The organism is Calothrix sp. 336/3 (assembly GCF_000734895.2).
In the GTDB taxonomy this organism is placed as follows: domain Bacteria; phylum Cyanobacteriota; class Cyanobacteriia; order Cyanobacteriales; family Nostocaceae; genus 336-3.
In genome coordinates this window covers 2,071,258-2,092,413 of sequence record NZ_CP011382.1, presented here as the reverse complement: position 1 = coordinate 2,092,413, position 21,156 = coordinate 2,071,258, and the positions used below count along the sequence as shown (strand labels likewise).

Below are 21,156 nucleotides of genomic sequence, written 5' to 3'. Positions count from 1 at the left end.
GAAGTGCTTATCTGGCAATGATTTTAGTCGCGACGCATCGACTCCGTTCACCCGCCGCATTAGATTGTTAGGAATTTCGCTCTCAAATCTCGATAATGTAGGGAATCCCAGATAATTCAACTGCCATTGTTTAATTTGTAGTTAATTTGTAGAAGCATGATTATTTAAGAGCGATCGCACTACCTCATGACCAAAATTACAGCCCATGCAATATCACCAGCAGTTAAACCCGTAAGTTGTTCTTGAACCCTGACAACTTGAGCCGCATTCCCCGCATTTTGCAATAGGAAGAAACCAATCAGTAAATTCCAGAAGTTGCCAAAACTACCAACTAAAACCAGTGGCAACAAACCAGAAGCGATCGCTATACTGAATTCTTCCGGTGTAGCATAGAACAAGCTAAATTTAGATAAATTACCGTTTATCGAACATAGTAAACCCCAAAGCGATAGCAGAAACTTCGCAGCAATTGACACATTAATCAAATAAACTGCATTAAGTCACAATCCGGTTGTCGCGTTTTTGATTACTTTTTAGATTTGCATGATACAAAGCGATCGCTCGATGGTGAGCAATTGGATCGTGACGATTGTGCAACCAATCCTGAATCAAATCGAGATTGTATAAAATACAACGATTATTGACCTTGACCCAATGGGTTCCTTCAATCCACGTACCATTGAGTCGATATTTTTTGAGCGTTGAATGGCTCAGGTTTAAGCACCGAGAAGCCAGATGTTTACTAGCAAAATTAAACATCGCGTCTTAAATTCCTAAATACAGCAACAGGTAGGAATGCACCGTGATTTCACCAAAAAGCGCCCATATTCTAGTTTCAACCGCACAAAAGCTGGAAGATGAAGGCAACCGTTAGTAGATAGTATTCGGAAAACTTTTTGACTTGGTTTTAGATAATTTGACAGGTTAATTAGTTCTGCGAAAAAGCCACTAGAAAAATCCGAGATTAAATATAAACTAATTGCTCCAACTTCTCGAACAACGAAGATAAAACAACTGTATTCCCCAGGTACACTTATAACGTTCGTTAGGTATAAAATCAGGTTTTCCAGATTGGCGATAGCGTTGGCGTAGCCTGTCCCCTTGGGACTTAGCGCTGACTTATCAGTTCGCCCATTGTCTCAAACTTGTCGCAGGCTTCCCTTTACAAATAGCATTCATGGTTCGCTAGGATTCGATAACCTTCTTATCCGGGGCTTTTTCCATCCAGAAGGAAGAGATTCCAAATAGCGTTCAATCGCATTGATGTGTCCCTGGGGATTACTATCTTTGTTTTATAGCCAATCAAGAACCAGGGCAATATTATAGCGAACTACCCTGGAATTTATAGCAACCCAGTGAATATCTTTTTGCAGTAGTCCTCCCAATCTATATCTTTTTAAGGTTTCCGCAGATAAGCCAGTCATTTTTGCTGCAATTTGCTTATTCACCAATAGATATTGTGGATATGATGCGGTTTTCTTGGGAGAATTTTGCACATTCAAAACCCCTCTAATTTTCAAATATTTACTAAATATGGGCTTGTGCAGTTTCCAAATCCGCAGATGCACACATATTGACATTTAGATTTTGAAGAAAGGAAGATGCAACATATTTATGTTATGAGAACTCAGATGTGATGAAACATGAAACTTGACATCAAGATTTGACGAGTGTAGTCAGACTTTGAGCCATGAAGGATTATGAATCAATCATCTTTCTTGAGAATATATTCTGGAAACTAATTTGACATTTTACCTTCGGGTGAGAAGTAACAATAAATATACATTTGTGTATTTATTAACTAGATATTCAAATTAAATACTTGAATATAATACCGTTTTTCTATGCTCTAAAGAGACTTATAGCAAAAAATATATCAATTTAAATTTTGAGAACATACGTGTTTAATGATGCCAGCGATATCCGAACACTGAAATTATTTTCATCTATCAAATACAAACCAGGTTCTGGGAGTTTTTACACTGATTATTGCGTGTTTAGGCAACAAATAGCTCTGTGATTAGTTTGACATAAATTCTCCATGTATTACCTCAGTATCTACGGAAATATAAATTGTAATATTCCAAACTGAATCAATTTAAATTAATATATAAAATTATTTTTTTGGTGTGATAGAATACAGAGATTTAGTATAATTCAGTATTTGTTCGCATCTCTTTGGTAACGTATTAAACAATTATTTAATGCTATTTAACAAGCTAAAAACCTCGAAAAATAATCACACAATTGGTTGATTTAAATTGAAGCAATAGAGCGGTATTAGTAGATATAGAAAATTTTGTTGTGATTTCTATGCTCTTGAAACCAACCCCAAATACAAACTCGTATCCAAGAAATCATGCTCGAACCGATGGCTTAATGTTGACTGCAATTTCTATAACAGTTGTAGATGTAGTAATCAATCCAAGTTTGATTGGAATTACGACGTTGACTATTTCTACATTCGGAATGAGCGCAATTTTCTTTCGACGCGATTTGGAAGGTTTATTTAAAATCATCACAAAATTTTCTCATAGCTACAGAATCACCTCGTCTGCTTTTATTATTTGGGGTGCATTTCTACTATTAGATATCTTCGCCAGCCCCGTACAGGCACAATTTTTTCAAAATGCAGAAACTTGGATGACATCACAATTTACAGGTGCAGATACAGCGATTACTTTATCGTTTAATGTACTACGAGGATTATTCATCCTGTACTTGGGAATTTCTTTAGTACGGGTTGTGCAAGCAGCAAGACAGGACGAAGATTGGCAAAATTTAGCCCGAACACCGATGATTATTTTGATTGCGGTAACGATGGGTGACATTCTGGCAAATTTGATTATTGGAGGAGGAGGGTAATATAATTCGTAATTCGTAATGCTCCCTTCGGGAGAGCTTCGCTAACGTAATTCGTAATTAATAATTTGCAGCTATCACTAAATCTATGGAGGAAAAATCGAAGTATCGTAAAGTGAATGCGACTCTTGGCAAACAGGCAAATATCGGACCATTTCCCGCAGACCAATTAATTCCTTGGGTAATAATTTGTGGAGTTTCTTACTACTTGATACATGGTTTATTTCGGCTTAATTGGGTATGGACTTGTAGTACAGCCGCTTGGGGTATAGCAACATGGTGGATTTTGACAGCTAATGGTAGTTGGCGTATTTTATCCAAATTTGTTGCTACCCCTAATTGGACACGTATTCGATGTTTGTACCAGCCAGTTGTAGATTCAAAAAAAAGGAAGCAAAATCAAAAAATAGTAGGTTGTTGTGTGAGTGTCAAATCAAAAAGTTGGAAAGCAGGCTGTAGATAACGGTAAAAGAAAGTTCTCATTAATCCCCCTAGAAGATTCATTTGCGCCCTTTTCCATGCTGCAAATAAATCTCCAAGGACGTTCAGTTGGTGCTTATCTCCTACGCAAAGGAGTTGATAATTTCCTGATTCAATTTGGATTTGAATGTCCAGGGATTCATTCCACATTACGCAGCAAACAAATCGACCCCGTATTTGATGCGATCGAATCTGGTTTGAAGGATTTACCCGACGGTGAGCGTTTAACCATACACTTAAGTTCGTTTACCAACGATAGTTTGAGACAACAGCAACTCAAAGATTTGAGTGATATTGCTCCTAACAAAGAATGCAATATTTATTAATGGGGGACGATGTAGAACACAACAATTACAAATCAAGGAGTTGCAAACCGAAAACTTTGCGACTTTATTGCACATATACCGTTGAAACTTGAGTACGGGAACTAGCGAGCGATCGAGAAAATTCTCTCGAAATTAGAACGCTCTTGGAAATCATTTACCGGAGAAATTAACGAACTTCAATTTGTAGCAATCGAACGACTATTACACGCATCTTTTACTGACGGATTTCAATTATGGGAACAATTACTGTCAAACAAAATGGGGCTAGATATCCACCCATTAACTGCTGAACAGCTTTGGGAACATCTCTGGCAGCGATTTAATCAAACATCACCCCGTCCGATTCCCCAACTACTTACCCTCGATGAAGATGGACTATGTGAGGAAATTTATTCCGATGTTTCTCCCGCATCCCTACTCATGGAGTCCGAGTCTTCCATTCCCGTCGCAGATAGACGTTGGGTGCATCTCCAAGAAAAATACATTGCAGCCCTCACCTTCGTGGAGAAACCCGGTGGTTGGGCAGATAAAGAACGACAGATGCGTTATTTGTGGGAGGTTTTATCGAGAGAGCGGATTTACGACACCGAGATTTATTGTCAGTTGATGCGAGCGAATGAAACCCTAGTCAAAACTAATATGCAGCGCTTGACCAAACAAGCGAATACATCTGCCGCGATCGCACAAGACAAAAACTCTGTTGACGTAAAATCTCTGCTCAATATCAAAAAATCTGTTGCCGCACAGGAAGAACTATATGAAGGAGCAGTTCCCATCCACACAGCGACGGTGTTTTTGGTATATAGAAAAACCCGCGAACAATTAGACGAAGCCTGTCGTTACCTGCAATCCTGCTTTCTCCAACCAGCTTGGGTTGTCAGAGAAACCGAATATCCCTGGCGAATCTGGTTACAAACTTTACCCATCGTTTGGGAACGCTTGATGACTGCACCTTTTAATCGAAGGTTACTTTACTTGAGTGGTGAAGTTCCAGGATTAATGCCCCTGGTACGAACCAAAGCTGGAGATACCCAAGGTTTCGAGTTAATAGCAGAAGAAGGAGGAACACCTGTATTTCTCGATTTGTACAAGCAGCATAAGAATCTAGGGTTGTTTGCTACTACTCGCGCAGGTAAGAGTGTTTTGGCTTCTGGAATCCTCACTCAAGCTTTAGCTCACGGAATGCCAGTTGTTGCAATGGATTATCCCAAACCAGATGGAACTAGCACTTTTACCGACTACACCCAATTCATGGGAGATGATGGTGCATATTTTGACATCGGTAAGGAGTCTAGCAATTTATTTGAGTTGCCAAATTTGCGGGATTTACCACCTTCTTTGCAGCGAGAAAGGTTTGAAGATTACAAGGATTTTCTGGCAAATGCAATCTTGGCAATGGTTTCGGGTAATCGTCGGGGTGAATCACAGGTGTTGATGGATGCGGTAAGGTCGATTATCGCTTTGGCTTTGAAAGCGTTTTTTGGGGATGAGTTGATACGCGATCGCTATGCTGCTGCTTACACAAACGGCTTTGGTTCGGACGAATGGCAAGCAATGCCGACATTGCATGACTTTCTAGGTTTCTGCTCCCACGAACGCTTGCGGTTAGATTCTCTCACTGGGGATACTAAAGCTGCTTTGGAAACCATACGGTTACGGTTGCGATTTTGGCTTTCGAGTCGAGTTGGACAAGCTTTGGCGCAACCATCTACCTTTCGCAGTGATGCAAGGTTACTCATCTTTGCATTGCGTAATTTATCGAACGATGAAGATGCAGCTATTTTGAGTTTAAGTGCTTACAGTGCGGCATTACGTAGAGCCTTGGCTGCACCTGCGAGTATCTTTTTTATCGATGAAAGCCCGATATTGTTTGAATTTGATGCGATCGCGGCTTTGGTTGGTAGGTTGTGTGCAAATGGAGCAAAAGCAGGTGTTAGGGTGATTTTATCGGCACAAGACCCGGATACGATCGCCAAGTCTCCATCGGGTTCCAAGATTTTTCAAAATCTAACTACCCGCTTGATTGGGAGGATTCAACCGACTGCGGTAGATAGTTTTACGAGCATTTTGAAATATCCCCAGGAAATTATTTCTCGCAATGCCACAGAAAGTTTTTTCCCAAAAAAGGAGGGTTTTTACTCACAATGGTTGCTAGATGATAATGGAATTTTTACTTTTTGTCGTTATTATCCAGCCTTCAATTTGTTAGCAGTAGTAGCGAATAATCCTCATGAGCAAGAAAGGAGAACAGCCGCTTTATCGAGATATTCAGATAAATTCATGGCGATTACTGAATTTTCTAAGCAACTAGTAGAAGGTGATTGAGATATGAAGGAAACAAAGAAATTGATAATTACTGGAATTAGTATCGGCGTAATATCAATAGTAAGTATTTCCAGTGCATCTGCATTAGAAATACCAAACCCCCTTGCTAAAGTATTCGAGCAATGGCAAGAACAATTAAGTTTGATAAATAAATATGTTTCCTCAATTATTTACCAAAAATTAGAGAATTTATCGGAATCATTGCAGGGAGATTTAAAAGCAGCAGTTAATGAATCTGTGGGAGCTTTAGGTTTACCCGATGCTACAGAAACGAGAGAAAAAGTTGAGGAAATTTTTGCATCTGCGAACACAGCTGTGAATCCTGTTGATAAAGCAAGCAATGAAATTGATAGACAAATTACCCGTGCGGATTCTGATAAGACTTTGAGTAAAGAAGGTCAACAAATTACGAAACTGCAAGTTGAAAAAACTCAAAGCTCGATAGAACAAGTTGAGAATTCTGGAGAAGCAGCACAGGAGGAAGTTGTTACTCAAAATGTCATGAAACGTATTGCCCAACAAAATACTCAAATCGCAGGAATCTTGGGAGCAATACGGACTGATGGGTTGAAATCAAAACAATCTCAGGATTTAACCAATCTCAACTTGACTAATATTTCTCGCTCCGTAGATGGACAAAATCAAACAAAACAAAAAGAGGTTGTTGGTCAAGGGTTTAATAACTTGCGTACTACTTCCCAAGCTCGTCTTTTTTAGTTGAATATCTACCCGTATGTTCTATTATTTTTTGAAATACGGATTAATTTTTTCTCAAACTCAAGTTCCCAACCCTGGACAAGCAGCTTCTACTATAACTGAAGATGGAGTTGCAGCAAGTGAGGCTATTGCTCAATCTATTGATAAGCTTTGGAATGACGTTCTACAAGGAGGATTGTATGGTGCGATCGCAAATTTAGGAGTATTTTTTGCAGTTGGAACTTTGCTAATTTTTATAGTCCAATGGACAAAGGAAATGATTGATGGGGAAAGCTCGAAGGGATTTACCGAGGTAATTTGGACAATTATTGTCATAGTTTTACTTGCTAATAATGGTCAACCATTAGCAAGAGCAACTCAAGGATTGAGAGGAATTATTAATCAAACGAACCAAACTCTTCTCTCCTCCACGTCTTCTTCCATCCAACTCCAAGAAGCTTACCAACAAGTAATGCTCAAAACTGGGAAGGGTGATGCTATTCAATCACTCGTTAATCAATGTAATGCGATCGCTGACCCCACACAACAAACACAATGTCTGGAAAATGCAGCAGCACAAGCAAAGGAAATTGAAGCAGATTTAGACCAGGATAGTCGTCCAGAATGGCTTAAAAGCGTCAGCGATTTTTTCAATACCAATATTTTTCAACTAGCAGTCAGGGGGTGGCTTCTAGGATTTGCGATCGCTTTCCAGTGGGTAATCGAAGTTTGTATGTTATTAACTGCGTTACTCGGTCCCTTGGCTGTGGGTGGTTCACTGCTTCCCATTGGTTCAAAAGCAATTTTTGCATGGTTGACGGGTTTCTTTTCTGTGGGAATGATAAAGCTTTGTTTCAATATTATTTCTGGTTTAGTTGCCACGATGATATTGAATGCTGATAACAATGACCCGATGATTTTTGCATTTGCAGTCGGGATTTTGGCACCGATTTTATCTGTTGTTTTAGCCGCAGGGGGTGGAATGGCTATTTTTAATAGTTTCTCGAGTATTGCGACTTTTGGTATTGCTACGGTTGTCCAGAGAATAGTCAATAGAAGAAGCTATTAAAACAATTCGTAATTCGCAATTCGCAATTCGTAATTGGCTTATCCTGCATTTCTCACAAGTTTGGGGATGAGTTTTGCAAAGCATTGAATAGAATATATTTTGGAAGTGTTGAATTTTTAGCTATGGTGCAGAGTAAATATAGAAACCCAGATTTTGCAGGGATTTGAAAATGTTGTGAAAAATCTGGGTTATGAGGTGAAAACAAGTTATGAATAATATTTAATTATATTTCTTGGCTAATGGCTAAGAGCTAACAGCTAATAGGAAATTATATTTATGAACAATATTAATTCTGAACATACCAAAAATAAACAACTCCGGTTTTTAAATCGCGCTTCTAGTAAATTATCAACCGGAGATACTCTAGCATTATTTGCTGTTGGTACTTTTGGATTACACCTAATTACATTTTTTATCTTGATATTAATCTATGGTTCCTACTCCCAACTCAATAAAAAACCAGTTCCAACTTTGGTGCAATTAGAAACAGGTTCTGCGATAAAAGTTGCACCCTTGGGAAACCGCGATCGCACGGACGTAGTTATTTCCCGTTTTGTCTCCGATACCATGACTTTAATGATGAATTGGTCATCAAGCAATTCGCAATACTCGCTATCGCGAGAAGCAAGCTACGCAATTCGTAATTCGCAATTAATTTTAGTAAAAGACTGTGACAACAAAGTACAGAATTCAAATTGTATTGACACGGGAATCAATATTGGGGAGCGAGGATTGAGAGGGAGCAAGGTTACATCGGGTGCATGGCAAGCATCTTATGCATTATCGGAGGATTTTCGTAAAGAGTTTTTAAAAATGCTGGCTTCGATGACACCGACTGGAGTTTTTAAAGGCACAACTCAAGTTATTTTAGTTCCACTTTCAATTCAGTCACCGATAAAAATTGAAGAGGGAAAATGGAAGGTAAAAATTATTGCAAATCTAACTGTTTTTGATAGGGGGAATAATTTAGGCGAGGTGATTCCCTTTAATAAAGAGATATTTGTTCGAGCGGTGGAAGCTCCCGAAAGTCCGGCAAATGTCGGTGAGTTGGCAGCAGTAATTTATCAAGTTCGTGCGAGTGGTTTGGAAATTTATGCTATTCGAGATTTACTCCAGGAGAATTTATAATGCCAGAACAAGAAGTTGAGAATAATCAATTAAATCAGAGTTGGGATGAGGCAAGTTTTGCGAGGTTGTTGGGATTGAATGAAGAAAATCTCACAGAGAAAAAAACTGATTTAAGCAAATCGGACGAATTATCAGGAGAAGAGGTAAATAACCAAAATTCAGTAGCCATCAACGAATTATTTGATGACCCCCATTTAGGTAAAACTCAACCAACATTTTATGGAAATCCCTTTGCTAAATTTGGTGCAGTTGGGTTGGTAATGCTTGTAGTATTTGGTGCTGGTGCGACGGTTTTGAATAGTATTATGTCCGGTAAACCCAAGGTTGCACCTATAATCGCGAATCGAGAAACAAGTAAACCAAAAGTGGAAATAGCGGATAATTTTCAGGAAACAGAAACCGGGAAATTAAAAGCAGAATTAGCACTTTCGACTCAAGCCGAAAAAATCAAATCAGTAGAGCATTCCCAAAATCGTAAACCTGCAATTACTCGACCATTAACTCTGGCTAAAAAGAAAAATGTACCTCCCACCGTCGCACCAAGAGAAATTACCAGACAGCAAGTAGCATATATTCCACGTTCAATTCCTCAAAGAGTTAGCTATCAACCTCAACGAGTGAATTACGAATATCCTCACGCTAATTACCAACCACGGTTTCAACCTGTTGCAAATAAAGTAAATTCTGCGCCTATTGCCAAACCTTTACCCAAACAAGACGATATAAATTCAATCGAGCAGTGGAGAGAAATTAGCAGCTTAGGAAGTTATGGAAGTGCTGAAATCACAACTATTCCTAAAACGAATCCTCAACTAGCAAATACTTCTAATTCCGACCTTAACGAACAACAAATACCCAATATCCCTCGTGCTACTTTAGTCTCAGCAGCATCAAATCAAAATCAAATCGTTCCAACCGTCGATGATTCTAATTTGGAACCGCTCCACGATGAGGAAGCATTAATTATCGAAAATCAAAACACACCACAATTAACGATAGGTACATCAGCTAGTGGTAAATTAATTACCCCAATTGTTTGGGCAAATAATCGCAGCGATAATACCAAACAACCGAGTAAGCAACAACAAACAGATAAATTTATTATTCAAGTTTCTCAACCTCTAAAAACTGAGGATAACGCTATTATTCTCCCGAAAAACTCGCAACTAATAGTCCAGGTTAAGGATATCCAGAAATCCGGATTTATGGAACTCGAAGCAACGAGAGCGATGATTGATGGAAATGAATATGTGCTACCTGAAGGAGCGATCGCAATCCGGGGTAAATCCGGTCAACCTTTAATTGCATCCTCTTGGGGTAATAAAGGTGGAGAAATTGCTGCACGGGATGCCGAAACATTTGCGGTTGGCTCTTTGGCAAAAGTTGGGAAGGTTCTCAATCAACCCAAGGAGGAACAAATCTCAACGAATAGTGGTTTTGGTGGTACGAGTTCCTTTTCATCAATTAGGAGAAATAACTCGAATATTTTGGGAGCAGTTTTGGAAGGGGGATTTGAACCTTTAACCCAACAAATTCTCCAGCGCAATCAGCAAGCATTACAGGAAATTCAACGAAGAGAAGATGTTTGGTTCGTCAAAGCGGGTACTGAGGTTCAGGTATTTGTAAATCAGACATTTCAGTTTTAGGTGAGGTCAAAATGAATAGTAGGTTATTTAATCATATAGCTATTATTTGTTTAATATCTTTGCCACTTATCGATTTACAAGTGGTAAATGCTGCTGAGATTAGACAGGGTATAAAGCAAATTTCTCAGGATATTGCGACTGGAAACAGTTCGAGGAAGATAACGGAAATTACATTATCACCTGGATATGGGGTGAATATTTCCTTTATTAAAACAGACGAAATTGTTGAAAAAGTGTGGTTGGATAATCCTGCGATCGCATCCCTCGACGTTGATGGTTGTTTGAGTGGTTTATCTCCGCAGTGCGAGCAGTCTGGGGCGACAGTCATACATTTGCGAAAAATCAATCGCTTAAAGCTGCCACAATTACCGAGTACAAATACAAGCTTGCTGACGGTTGTTACAAAAGGGAAATCCCAGAGGCAAGTTTATTTATTCCAAGTTGTAACCGGGAAAAATAAGTCGAACTATCACACATTAGAAATTTTACCCAACTCTAACCTAATACCCGAATCAACAATTTATTCAAACATTAATAATAATCAATTACAACAAATAATTATAGGAATAAATACCACCAAGCAACAAGGTTTAATTTCTGATAATTCCCGATTGTGGCAACGGATAGAACAGTTTTTAAGCAATGTCCATTCTGGAAAATCAATTAATATAGCGGCTCGTGATAGTGGAATTTCGATGCAATTAATTAATCGGCTAGTCGAATTAGGTAGTGATGGTAATACACAGCAAAGATTTATCAATCATTCTAGATAACTCGTGAGGATAACATCATGAAAATGAATGGGAAAATATTCATAACTTTTACAGGATTGAGCCTGTCATTATTAGTTACGGGTGGAATTTTTCTATTCCCACAACAACACAGTATGTCGAACCCTCCAACAACAGAATCGCAAATACCCACGGTTAATTGGCAAAATACCCGTTTACCCGACTGGAATCAAATTACCTTCTCAAATATGCCTGCAATTAGCGAACCTGGCTCTTTTCAAGCGCCTAAAAATGTTGTCGATAAACTTGGATATAACCCTTCTCGTAGTTGGAATACCGGACAAAAACCAGATTCATTTACAATGTTAGGTGATTTTCAAGATTCTTTAAAATTACAAAATTTCTCACTGACTGATATTTCTCAAATTACTAATTCGGATTTAGATAAAATTAGCTTAGATAATTTTGGTGTGATTAAACTTCAGACATTAGATAGCTTGGTCAAAGCCATCCCAGAGTTAACAGACTATCCTGTTTCTCAAGTCAAACCCATTTTTGATTTATTAACACAAAACTTATCAACCTCTTTTGATACAAATCAAACCATTGGTAATTTACTCAAGCAATCATCTCATTTGGGTAAATTAAGCTTTGATTCGTTAGATTTAAAACCCTATAATCTCGGCTCAATTCCTAATTTAATAGCTACTCCTGTGGCAAGTTTTGATAAATGGCAAGGTGTGTATATTTCGGAGATTCCCGGACTCAACAAAGTCCCCTTTTCTCAATTTCCTAATCCCATCAACCCAGTTGGTACAGAAGTTGGGATAGTTGATGTTGCTTTTGCGACTGACGAACAGAAGCGCAATCGCACTATCTCCGGAAGCAACAAAGAAGGTTTTGCCGTACCTTGTGAAAAAGACTGCGCTCATACCGAATTATCGGGTTCCCCTGCGGTACACGGAAAAGCATGGATTAGCGGGAAATATCAATTAGTCAAAGGTGGAAGGGGGATTTTAGGTTCGGTTAATGGTGGGAAAGAACCAACGGGAAGAAATCTGTTTGGGGATGCTTTCAAAGTCGCAGTGTGGGATGTTTCAGAAGTTGATGGAATGATTTCTCAATCGTTATTTTTCCGAGTTTGTATGCGGAATAATTTCGTCGATTTGGGATGTACCCCCTATTTTATCGGTCCTGTTCCGTTTATGAATTATAAAGAAAAAGAGCCGATATTTTTGGGTAGTATTGATAGCAATCGCAACTCGATTTCTAATCCCATAGGACTAAAAAGTAGTGGCTTTCGTTTTAATAATTCTCCGATTACCAGTAGTAAAAATAAGAATGTTGTCGCTAATTTAATCCCAGCATCAAAAGAAAATTGCAAAAATATGCATGTGTCTGGTGCAAATGTTGATGCTCTGAGTTCGGCTTTATCTAATACACAAAATAATTATAGTTTTGTCGGTAATTATGTATGTGACTCTTCTGGAAATTGCGGACGCGCTATTGGTGCAATGCAGTTGATGTCGTTAAATCCCGATGTACGGAAAATTATTGCGAATAAAGCTGGTGGTCAGGAATTTTTAACGAAATTAGATTCTGGAGAACAAATTACTGGTGAGGCAATGACGCAATATTTTTCACCTTCCGAGCAACAAACGTTAATAGAATCCCAACTTGATAGTTTGCTATCCACAGCATCGCAACAAATTGATCCGACTACAGGTAAAAACTTTACTGGAGACAGATTAATTGAACGTGCGGCTCAAATGCAGTTTGCAGGTACAAATATTGTAATCGATTCCCAAGCTATTAACCCTAGTGATGTAAAGACAGTTAAAGAGTATGGAGAAAAAGCAAAAACAAAATACACGCAGAATTTACAATCCATGAATTGTTTGTAATTCTATCTATGTATTTACCATGCTGAGAAATATCGGTAAGTTCCCAAGTATTAAGTTTGAAAACTATCGTTTAATATTCTTTATTTCAGTAGTCGCTTTTTCGGTTTCATTTTTGATCGCCTATCTATCTCCAAATAGCAAGTCAAAAGGTTGGCAAGATTCAGAAAGTTTTGCACCACAGCCTTTATTAAAAACAGTTTTATATCAAAAATCTATTCGTCATCTTGATGCTTCATTTATTAAAATCTTAAGAATTCCCTCTCGTGGTAGTGGTAATCTATATATTTTCGATTATCGCTCTCCTAAACTTTGCGGAAACGCTGGATGTTTGTACTCTGTTTATAACGAATCGGGAAATATACTCTTAGAATTTATCGCCAATCCCTATTTACCACCGAAAGAAAATTTAATTCAAGTAATTAATCTGGATAATTCTGGATTTCCTTGTCTGATAATTACCCAATCTACAGCGCAAGGTAATCTTGTTTCTCGAACTCGATATTGCTACCACAAGGGTAAATATATACGTTTAGATAAATCTCTAACAGAAGTTGGTAAAAGCTTGGAAAGCAAGGATTAATTTATAAGGATTAATTTATGTCGAATTACTCTCAAAATCAGCCAGCAAATTCCATCTTACAAATCGAGAGACTACCCAATTTGATGAAGTCCCAATCCGGTTTGATGTTATTGGCTTGTTTGGTAGCGATTGCACTTTCAAAACTATTCTCTGCAACAAACAATAAAAGCAAAGTTGCTACTAGTTACTGGGGGGGAAGTAAGGAAAAATCAAAAGCAACACATAAGGCTAAAACGCAAATGGCAAAACCAACCCGTAACTCCGTCGCTTTGTATATTGGAACCCCTCATGATGTACAAACCAATCTCGAAAATCAATGGTATCGATCGGGTTTTGTCAAAACCCAACCAAATCACTTCCCTTCCTTCTTCTCTGCCAACCCCACTCTATACATTCCCGATGCACAAAGGGGGATTGCGGTAATTGGAGCAGCTGGTTCGGGTAAGACATTCTCCGTAATCGATCCATTAATTCGTAGCACTTTTGACCAGGGATTCCCCATGTTGCTCTACGATTTCAAATTCCCAGCACAAACCAAACGTGCTGTTGCTTATGCGATGAAACGAGGATATACAGTCAAAATCTTTGCACCGGGATTCCCAGAAAGCGAAACCTGCAATCCTCTGGATTTGTTACGAGATGAAGAAGATGCGATCGCAGCAGGACAAATTACTCAAGTCATCTCGCGCAATTTCGATCGAGGTGGAAATTCCAGCAGCGATAAGTTTTTCGAGGAAGCTGGGGATTCGCTGGTTGAGGGAATTTTGCTCGTAACCAAAGCGATCGCAACTCTAACTGGGGAGGATAAATACTGCGATTTGATGATGGCACAGGCGATTTTATCATTGCCCAACTTACCAGCACGACTGGAATTAGCATCAAAAGAAAAGTTGAAAGTGTGGACATCGAGACCATTATCGCAGCTGATTAGTAACAAGTTAAGGAAAAGCAGGAATTGTCAAGGGTAAAGGAAAAGGCGATAAGTCAAGGGTTTGAGGCTCTTTTCGTATTGTCTTAACAACATCAAGGTTTTTGTTCTCTGGAGCAGCAAAAAATAAAACTGGATCGGTTGCTCGACCCTTGTTATAAGCATGATTAAAATGGTAAAGCCCACGAAAAATCATCTCTAAAGAAATGCGTTCAAACGGGAGGGCTATTTCATCAGCAACAGCATCTGCAAGGTCGATTAAAACTGCATAAAATAACCAAGTTGCCCAAACTTGAAGCTTGACACCATTGACAGAACCTGTCCAGAGATAACTTAACCCCAGCAAGCGTTTGGCAGTATTAAATGCCTCTTCGATTCTCCATCGTTTCGCATAAAGATCGGCAACGACATAAGGTGGAAGAATTTGAGGATCTAAAACTGAAGTAACATAGGCATACCAAGTCTTGCCTTGCTTGACTTCAATGAGACGTAAACGTAATATTTTTTGGTGTTTATCCTCTGTGTTGAAGGAAATTATCCGGTCTCGAAGTGTGTAGTCGTAGCTGAAAATTCGCTCAACATCAAATACTGCATTTGATTTGATGCGAGTAATAAAATCAACCTGTTTGGCAATCAAGCGCAAGAAAAAACCAAAATCATAAAAGCCACGGTCGAGAACTAGCAAGGTTTTAGCACTAGCAATATTAATTAAATCATCGAGAAAATTAGTATCATGTGCTAAGGGATTAGTATGAAACCAAACTTGTACGGGTAATCGTGTTAACAAATCAATCACTGTACATATTTTGCCGGCTAACTTACCTTGTGGAACATCTTTTAAACTATCTAATTTACGAAATAAAGCTTCGAGTGTTGACCCGTCCGCAATCCATATATTCACAAAATGCTTCTTGGCATATTTGACTGCTGCTGGTAGGGTTCGTTTTTCGCGAAGAAGCCAACGCGATTTCAACAATGGTAACAAATCGTGAAACACTCGTTCAAATAGTTCTGCTGGAAAACTGAGAAACCTCTGTGACAACCCCTGCTGTGATACTTTAACAGCTTTACCCCATAACAATTCCTCCTGCTCCAACATTCGAGTTAGTTCATGTACTGATGCTACTTGCCGCCAAATCACAGTTAACATCGCTGCAACCATTAATGACAGATTAAGTATACGGTCGCGTAATCCAAGGCTTCGATAATAGGCACTTTGAGCGTATATTGCTGGACTCAGCAAATTTTTTAAGTGTTCGCTTATTGCTTCATTATCCGCAAGTGGGGTGTTTCGACGACGAACATGGTCAGGGTTTCTCGGTTTTTTGGTTGGCATGATTTTGAACCAAAAGATGCACTATTACTAGTTTCTCAGCTTTTTGAGTCCCTCTATACTGCTCTTGACAAAACCTCAAAAACCTTAACTTGTCACGAATCATCGCAGCTAATCAGCGTCAAGGACTCGGAGAAGACTGCTGCATCCATTATTGGTACAGCACAGCGGATGTTTCAACGTTTCCTCAAACGGGATTTTGTTGGTGCATTTTGCGGGAAAACTACGCTACCACTCGATTTAGACGGGAAACAGCTAATAATTTTTGGGTTGGATCGGAATAATCGCGACATAGTTAGTCCTTTGCTCGCAGCGATTCTACACGCGATCGTCACCCGCAATATCACCCGTACTGTACCGCGAAAAGAACCGTTGATAGTTGCGTTGGACGAATTACCGACGTTCTATTTACCAGCACTTGTGAATTGGTTGAATGAAGGACGCGAAGATGGATTCGTTGGGATTTTAGGGTATCAAAATATTGCCCAGTTGGAGAAAGTATACGGAAAAGAAGTAGCACGAGCAATCTTGGGTGGGACTGCGACTAAGTTTATCTTTAATCCTCAAGATACGGAATCAGCAAAGCTTTTCAGCGATTACTTAGGAGAAATGGAGATTAAATTCAATTCCAAATCGCGAAGTACGGGAAAAGGAGGAGGTTCGCGCAGTAGTAACGAACACCATCAAAAGCGGCATTTATTGGAACCTGCACAATTCGCCAAAATGGGAACGGGGAGAGCGGTGGTTATCAATCCAGCTTATACCCGTGGGACGGAAGCTTATGTTCCTTTGTTGCAAGCGATGAAAGTTCCAAAATCTGATATTAACCAGATGAATTGGTCGGAAAGTAAATGGGATTTTATTCGAGAGAAATTGATTGAAAGCAATGGAATTCAAATTAGCGATAAGGAGCGTTCTCAACAATTTTTAGAAAGAAGAGAATTAGCCGAGTATTTATTTCCAATGCCAGATGATAAGGAAAATATATTATCACCAGAAGATTTAAGAAGTGTATTTTAGAGCGTAATCATGGAAACTATTAAATTGAATTTAAGTGTAAAAGCTTCATCATTATTGTCGCAATATCCGGAGTGGATAGAAAAAATCGATCGAGCCATCGATCGAGAACCTTTTAATATAGGTTATTCCCCACAGATTGTTGAAGTATTCGACCAATATGGATTACTTGCAGGTAGAGTCAATGGTTGTTTCTCCTACGAATCTACACGCAGTCCCGAACAAGAAAGTGAATTTATCGCTTGGCTCTTAGATGGGGAATTAGCTTTATTCTATGTTGGTTCGGAGTTGGTAATTAATCGCTTACAAATTTTAGCGATAGCATTTGGGGAGTTATTATAATGCCAGATATATTTGTAGTGGATGGGAGTGATGCTAATTCAATACAACAGCGTTATGAGCAAGTAATTGAAATGTTGCTGCAAGCACTACTAGATGCAAAGCAAGATAATGTCAAACAAGGATTGAAAATATTTGATGATAATAAATTAGTTTATGGACGCGATAAAAATCAATTTCGCGATGAAATATCTGGTTTATCTGGTCAATTACTAAATCCTCAACTGATTAATCAATTACAACAATTACGCTCTACACCAGTTGGAGAAGTCGTTGAGGGAGTGATTAATAAGCGGGTTGAATTGGATGGAAAAGTAGTTTTACAGTCAGATAGAGATGGGAGGGTCGTTGTTAATGAACTATTAAATCAAGAATCTGTTAGGGATATCAAACGAGAGAATAAAGAAGCATTTAAAGTTACAAAAATTGATAGCGATACGCCTTTGGCGTTAAGCTCGGCTTATCGCAAACCAACTATTTATCCAGAATTTTCAACTTCAGAAAATAATTTAACTGACAGTACAAAAGCTCAAATTCCAGGTACAACAAGAGTTGTTAAATCATTAGAAACCTTAGAAGATAGCCCTTTAAAAGGCTTGTTAAATGCAGAATTAACTCAATTAAAATCAGAAATACAAGCACTACAGCAAGAACGAAATTTATATCAAGAATTAATCCAGCAGAGATTACAGCAACCCGAAAATACATCTTGGTGGCAAGACTTAAAAAATAAAGCTTCGATTGTGATAACCAGCTTTACTTCTGCGGTAAAAATCGGAATCCACGAATATCAAAATAACTCAACTCAACATCAATTCGCTGCATCGATTAAGAACTTATTCCACCAGCAAACACAACCAGGGGAAACCCAATACCAAACCGACAATTACCAAATTTCTCGTAGTGGTTCGCTGTATGAAATTAAGGAATCGGCAACTAACAAGCAAATAATGCAGTTTCAAGCAACTCCTTTAGGGTTAAGAGTTGAGAGAAGTAATTTAGAAAAGCATCATATCAAGGATTTTAATACATTACAAACATCGCTACAACAAAACCACACAGTTTCCAATTCTTTTGCTCCAGTAGGAAGACAAGAGGCTGAATATTTTGCTCGTGTTGAGAAGATTAGTAATGCACTAATACAGTATGCAATCGCACAACAGAAGGAAGTCACTATCGATGGTGCTTTTTCCTATAAATGGCAGGCAAATCCAAGTGGCAATATCACGATAGAAGCAAAGGATGGAAGGGGTAATTTACTTGAAAAAACAGGAGGGAGTGTCAAAAGTAATATGAGCAATCGCGATTTAGTTTATTTTGAGCAAATCCTACCTAAATTACAAGCAAACACAAAGAAAGTAGCAGTAAATTCTCTCAAATCAACCAATCATCAAGAAAGGTAATTAAATCTATGAAAACGCTATCAGATTTAAACTTGTTAATGGATTCTGGTGTGCCAATTATCTGTATAAACACTCAAATCCAAGAACGAATAAATTTGTTGAGAAAAATCTATGTTGAATGTACTGCTCGTAAAAATATTCCCTTATATTTATGGACTACGGGATGGGGATGCTTAAAGCTAATTCTATTTAGGTCGAATCATAAAATAGATTATGTTAATCTACATACTCAATATCAAACCCTATTTACTAGCTTGGATTACTTACTTGATTCCCAGGAGCCTGGAGTTTTTTTATTTGAGAATTTACTATCCGCAAATAGCGCAGATATTAGCAAGATAAGTTCTCATCTTGTCAATATCTATTTTGAATTAGAAAATAATCATACTGGTAAGCACCTGATTATTATTTCAAATGATGATGTCCAGCTACCAGATAATTTAAGCCGTTTAATTCCATCTATATCTATGCCACTACCCAGTCGTGGTGAGATTTCTGATATTGTTGATGATGTTTTAATTCTATATTCAGATTTTGATAATTCCGATAATTCGATATTAGTTAATGCAAGTAGTGGTTTGACCCAAGAAGAAATTCGTTTAGGGTTAAAGCTATCGTTAAATTCCTTGGATAAGCCTACAATTAATATTCTCGCTAAACAGTTACTTGAATATAAAATCAATCATTTTCGTTCTTTCAATCTTAATTTTGTTGGCTTACCTAATGCTCCGGATTTTGGTGGTTTAGATTTACTCAAACAGTATATCGAAAATGTCAAATACGACTTTTTACCCCAAGCACGAACTGCTAATATTCCCCTTCCCAAAGGTTGTTTGCTCGTGGGACCACCGGGAACGGGAAAAACCCTCGCAGCGAGTGCGATCGCCAGCATATTAACTTTCCCTCTCATTCGCGTTGATACCGCAGCAGTTGTCGCTGGAGGTGCAATTTATCTCAAACAGTTGTTGGAAAGGGTAGAAGCTTGCGCTCCTGTAGTGCTGTATTTTGATGAGTTGGATAAACTTTTTGCTGCATCCAACGAGTCGGGGGAGGATATTGGTTCCCGACAAATTTTAGGGACGTTGTTGACTTGGTTGCAGGATAAAACCAGCATGGTATTTGTCGTTGCAACCTTGAATCGACTCGATTCCTTACCACCGGAATTAACCAGGGTAGGAAGATTCGACGAGATTTTTTACGTAGGATTTCCCCAAGCGATCGAGCGCAAGCAAATTTTGATGTTGCATTTGGCTCGATTTGATGAGCGTTATAAAAATGGCGATGTGATGACACCAAAGGAATGGCGGATAATTCTCAACCAAACGGTTAATTGTACTGGTGCGGAGTTAGCGCAGATTGTTGAGAAAGCAGCGCGTGCTTTGTTTTATCAGCAAAGAGAAATGGAAATCGGGTTGCAGGAATTGCTGGAACAACGGGAAATGATGGTTCCTTTGTACGTGCGGGATACAGATAGAATATTGGCGATCGAAAATCGTGCTAAGTATATTTGTCAGCCTGCTTCGAGTACCGATACATCGGAATTTGCCCCTATTATCACTTCATTTTGGGGTGAGAAATAAAAACACCACAACTTTAATAAATCACTTTTAAGAAATGTCTTCGATGCTAACAATGCCACCATCACGAAAATCAACACCAAGATGATAGTCTTTAAGTAGTGCTGTTCCAACTAATGGACGGCGACCCATGGCTAAAACTGGTACATCACGTTCCGTATTATTCCATAAAATAGTTGCTAAATATACATCAGTCGCAACGTTGGAATTATCAGCAAGATTGGCGTTGATTCTGGTAACATAGCTCAAACCAAGTGTTGTCACCGCAGCCGCAGGTAAGGTTAAAAAACCTTCAAATCCCGTATCAATGACACACTTAATTTCTAAACTTGGACTTCCTGGGAGGCAAAAAATTACACCGATTTGAGCTTGAAGTCCAACAACACTTCCATTTATCACTCTGCTATCCTGAATAACGTGCCACCGACCGCATAAACAGCATTAAATCCAATTCTTTCCGACCAAAGCGCTGCGTCTTCTTGCTTATTTCGTATTTTGAGGCTCGTTACAAGTAAATCATCGCCTAGTTCATATTCGCCGGTTTCTACGTTAATAGAAATAATCTTGCCGATATTTTCTGGTGTTTCGACTCTTTGACGAATGCTGTTTTCGTAGAGTTCTCTACCACGTTGGGTTATTTCTTCGTCGCTAAGTTTGGGTTTGGACATAAAGGCAATATTTCGCTTTTAATTTACGCCAGTTTCTATCTCGATTGTAAAACAGAAGCAATTTAACCGGGTGAGTGCTACTTAAGGGTTGTAATGGCGATCGAGAATCGCTGCTTGATTTAGTAAGGCTATATTTTGGTATTT

Annotated in this window: 21 protein-coding genes and 1 pseudogene; 16 read left to right on the top strand and 6 right to left on the bottom strand. The window is 38.7% G+C overall.

What is annotated here, in order from left to right; translation table 11 throughout:
* Nucleotides 1-212: 212 nt before the first annotated feature.
* From IJ00_RS28235 to IJ00_RS29600, 3 genes and pseudogenes are all read right to left on the bottom strand, one after another.
* Nucleotides 213-368: pseudogene (locus IJ00_RS28235) on the bottom strand (site-2 protease family protein); the annotation flags it as partial.
* A gap of 127 nt (nucleotides 369-495) precedes the next feature.
* Nucleotides 496-759: a hypothetical protein gene (locus IJ00_RS08610; protein WP_035152082.1), complete on the bottom strand. Its 264-nt coding sequence runs from the start codon at nucleotides 757-759 to the stop codon at nucleotides 496-498.
* A gap of 533 nt (nucleotides 760-1,292) precedes the next feature.
* Nucleotides 1,293-1,496 carry a hypothetical protein gene (locus tag IJ00_RS29600; RefSeq protein WP_238178471.1) on the bottom strand — a complete coding sequence of 68 codons (204 nt, stop codon included), beginning with the start codon at nucleotides 1,494-1,496 and terminating at the stop codon, nucleotides 1,293-1,295.
* A gap of 973 nt (nucleotides 1,497-2,469) precedes the next feature.
* Between IJ00_RS29600 and IJ00_RS08600 the strand changes: the two genes are divergently transcribed.
* From IJ00_RS08600 to IJ00_RS08550, 12 genes are all read left to right on the top strand, one after another.
* Nucleotides 2,470-2,865 (top strand): hypothetical protein, encoded by a 396-nt coding sequence (locus tag IJ00_RS08600; protein ID WP_238178470.1) that lies wholly within the window; start codon nucleotides 2,470-2,472, stop codon nucleotides 2,863-2,865.
* Nucleotides 2,866-2,950: 85 nt separating this feature from the next.
* The gene (locus IJ00_RS08595) at nucleotides 2,951-3,325 is read left to right on the top strand and encodes a hypothetical protein (protein WP_046814765.1); all 375 of its coding nucleotides are present in this window, start codon (nucleotides 2,951-2,953) and stop codon (nucleotides 3,323-3,325) included.
* A complete protein-coding gene (locus tag IJ00_RS30145) occupies nucleotides 3,288-3,668 on the top strand; it encodes a hypothetical protein (RefSeq protein WP_371259642.1) in 381 nt (126 codons plus the stop codon). The genes IJ00_RS08595 and IJ00_RS30145 overlap by 38 nt, the downstream gene beginning before the upstream one ends.
* 258 nt (nucleotides 3,669-3,926) lie before the next feature.
* A complete protein-coding gene (locus IJ00_RS08590; RefSeq protein WP_371259641.1) occupies nucleotides 3,927-5,993 on the top strand; it encodes a hypothetical protein in 2,067 nt (688 codons plus the stop codon).
* A gap of 3 nt (nucleotides 5,994-5,996) precedes the next feature.
* The gene (locus tag IJ00_RS08585) at nucleotides 5,997-6,710 is read left to right on the top strand and encodes a hypothetical protein (RefSeq protein WP_035152065.1); all 714 of its coding nucleotides are present in this window, start codon (nucleotides 5,997-5,999) and stop codon (nucleotides 6,708-6,710) included.
* A 16-nt stretch (nucleotides 6,711-6,726) separates the two neighbouring features.
* A complete protein-coding gene (locus tag IJ00_RS08580) occupies nucleotides 6,727-7,758 on the top strand; it encodes a hypothetical protein (protein ID WP_035152062.1) in 1,032 nt (343 codons plus the stop codon).
* Nucleotides 7,759-8,034: 276 nt separating this feature from the next.
* The gene (locus tag IJ00_RS08575; RefSeq protein WP_035152059.1) at nucleotides 8,035-8,886 is read left to right on the top strand and encodes a hypothetical protein; all 852 of its coding nucleotides are present in this window, start codon (nucleotides 8,035-8,037) and stop codon (nucleotides 8,884-8,886) included.
* On the top strand, nucleotides 8,886-10,532 hold the full coding sequence (locus tag IJ00_RS08570) for a TrbI/VirB10 family protein (RefSeq protein ID WP_035152056.1): 1,647 nt from the start codon (nucleotides 8,886-8,888) through the stop codon (nucleotides 10,530-10,532). The genes IJ00_RS08575 and IJ00_RS08570 overlap by 1 nt, the downstream gene beginning before the upstream one ends.
* A gap of 11 nt (nucleotides 10,533-10,543) precedes the next feature.
* A complete protein-coding gene (locus IJ00_RS08565; protein WP_035152053.1) occupies nucleotides 10,544-11,305 on the top strand; it encodes a hypothetical protein in 762 nt (253 codons plus the stop codon).
* A 113-nt stretch (nucleotides 11,306-11,418) separates the two neighbouring features.
* On the top strand, nucleotides 11,419-13,167 hold the full coding sequence (locus IJ00_RS08560) for a hypothetical protein (RefSeq protein WP_046814764.1): 1,749 nt from the start codon (nucleotides 11,419-11,421) through the stop codon (nucleotides 13,165-13,167).
* A gap of 19 nt (nucleotides 13,168-13,186) precedes the next feature.
* Nucleotides 13,187-13,747 carry a hypothetical protein gene (locus tag IJ00_RS08555; protein ID WP_035152051.1) on the top strand — a complete coding sequence of 187 codons (561 nt, stop codon included), beginning with the start codon at nucleotides 13,187-13,189 and terminating at the stop codon, nucleotides 13,745-13,747.
* A 17-nt stretch (nucleotides 13,748-13,764) separates the two neighbouring features.
* Entirely contained in the window at nucleotides 13,765-14,715 is a 951-nt protein-coding gene (locus IJ00_RS08550) for a hypothetical protein (RefSeq protein WP_238178469.1), read from the top strand.
* Here IJ00_RS08550 and IJ00_RS08545 read toward each other — a convergent pair.
* Nucleotides 14,686-16,011 (bottom strand): IS4 family transposase, encoded by a 1,326-nt coding sequence (locus IJ00_RS08545; protein WP_035152048.1) that lies wholly within the window; start codon nucleotides 16,009-16,011, stop codon nucleotides 14,686-14,688. The two genes, IJ00_RS08550 and IJ00_RS08545, sit on opposite strands and share 30 nt — an antisense overlap.
* On the opposite strand from IJ00_RS08545, the gene IJ00_RS08540 reads away from it, so the two are divergent.
* The 4 genes from IJ00_RS08540 to IJ00_RS08525 are packed head-to-tail and all read left to right on the top strand — an operon-like array spanning nucleotide 15,979 to nucleotide 20,347.
* Nucleotides 15,979-17,028: a type IV secretory system conjugative DNA transfer family protein gene (locus IJ00_RS08540; protein ID WP_238178468.1), complete on the top strand. Its 1,050-nt coding sequence runs from the start codon at nucleotides 15,979-15,981 to the stop codon at nucleotides 17,026-17,028. The two genes, IJ00_RS08545 and IJ00_RS08540, sit on opposite strands and share 33 nt — an antisense overlap.
* 9 nt (nucleotides 17,029-17,037) lie before the next feature.
* Nucleotides 17,038-17,367 carry a hypothetical protein gene (locus tag IJ00_RS08535; RefSeq protein WP_035152045.1) on the top strand — a complete coding sequence of 110 codons (330 nt, stop codon included), beginning with the start codon at nucleotides 17,038-17,040 and terminating at the stop codon, nucleotides 17,365-17,367.
* Nucleotides 17,367-18,767: a hypothetical protein gene (locus tag IJ00_RS08530; protein WP_035152043.1), complete on the top strand. Its 1,401-nt coding sequence runs from the start codon at nucleotides 17,367-17,369 to the stop codon at nucleotides 18,765-18,767. The genes IJ00_RS08535 and IJ00_RS08530 overlap by 1 nt, the downstream gene beginning before the upstream one ends.
* An 8-nt stretch (nucleotides 18,768-18,775) precedes the next feature.
* A complete protein-coding gene (locus IJ00_RS08525) occupies nucleotides 18,776-20,347 on the top strand; it encodes an AAA family ATPase (protein WP_035152041.1) in 1,572 nt (523 codons plus the stop codon).
* Between the two features lie 27 nt (nucleotides 20,348-20,374).
* On the opposite strand, the gene IJ00_RS08520 is transcribed toward IJ00_RS08525, so the two are convergent.
* Together IJ00_RS08520 and IJ00_RS08515 are read right to left on the bottom strand one after the other, a co-directional pair.
* Complete coding sequence (locus tag IJ00_RS08520) at nucleotides 20,375-20,743, bottom strand: clan AA aspartic protease (RefSeq protein WP_035152038.1); 369 nt, start codon at nucleotides 20,741-20,743, stop codon at nucleotides 20,375-20,377.
* Nucleotides 20,740-21,012 (bottom strand): hypothetical protein, encoded by a 273-nt coding sequence (locus tag IJ00_RS08515; RefSeq protein ID WP_035152037.1) that lies wholly within the window; start codon nucleotides 21,010-21,012, stop codon nucleotides 20,740-20,742. Before IJ00_RS08515 ends, IJ00_RS08520 begins: the two co-directional genes overlap by 4 nt.
* Nucleotides 21,013-21,156: the final 144 nt, after the last annotated feature.